Source organism: Micromonospora sp. NPDC049048 (assembly GCF_043197615.1).
In the GTDB taxonomy this organism is placed as follows: domain Bacteria; phylum Actinomycetota; class Actinomycetes; order Mycobacteriales; family Micromonosporaceae; genus Micromonospora.
This window is the reverse complement of record NZ_JBICTM010000040.1, coordinates 1-1,006: the sequence shown is the minus strand read 5'-3', so window position 1 is coordinate 1,006 and position 1,006 is coordinate 1. Positions and strand designations below refer to the sequence as shown.

At 65.8% G+C, this 1,006-nt stretch carries 1 protein-coding gene; it reads right to left on the bottom strand.

Annotation, left to right across the window (positions count from 1 at the left end):
- Positions 1-977: beta-ketoacyl reductase (locus tag ACGFIG_RS30770; protein WP_393008891.1), on the bottom strand; the 977-nt coding region annotated here is incomplete at its 3' end.
- Positions 978-1,006 lie beyond the last annotated feature (29 nt).

Genomic DNA, 1,006 nt, shown 5'->3' with positions numbered 1-1,006 from the left:
GCCTGTGCTTCGGGGATTTCGGTGAACAACCGGGACGGACGCAACGCCGTAAACGACGACACAAACCGATCCCACCGCACATCCGCCACCACCACCTGACACTCACCACCCACCAACACACCCTCCAACCCCACCACCGCCAACTCCGGATCCATCCCCGGCAAACCACGCCGACTCAACTGCTCACCCGCCACCCCCACCGCCATACCCGCCTCAGCCCACGGCCCCCACGCCACCGACGACCCCACCAACCCACGAGCCCGCCGCGACACCACCAACCCATCCACAAACGCATTCGCCGCCGCATACCCCACCTGCCCCGCCGAACCCCACACCCCCGCAATCGACGAAAACACCACAAACGCATCCAAATCCAAACCCGCAGTCAACTCATCCAACACCACCGCACCACCAACCTTCGCCCGCAACACCTCCTCCAACTCACCCACACCCACCTCACCCAACCCCGACAACTGCGCCACACCCGCCGCATGCACCACCGCCCGCAACCGCTCACCCCGCGCCACCAAATCCCCCAACAACCCCGCCACCGCACCACGATCCGCCACATCACACGCCACCACCGACACCCGCACACCCAACCCCTCCAACCGCCCCACCACATCCCCCACACCCGACGCACCACCACCACTACGACTCACCAACACCACATGCTCCGCACCCACACCCGCCGCCCACAACGCCACCCGCACACCCAACGCACCCGTACCACCCGTCACCAACACCGTCCCCGACAACCCAAAACCACCCGAACCACCACGACCACCAGCACGCACAGGCGAACCCGCACGCACCAACCGCCGCACAAACACCCCCGAACCCCGCAACGCCACCTGATCCTCACCACCAGACGACGACAACACCCCACACAACAACCCCCACACACCACCACCACCCAACAACCCCGGCAAATCCACCAAACCACCCCACCGCAACGGCAACTCCAAACCCACCACCCGACCCAAACCCCACACCGCAGCACCCG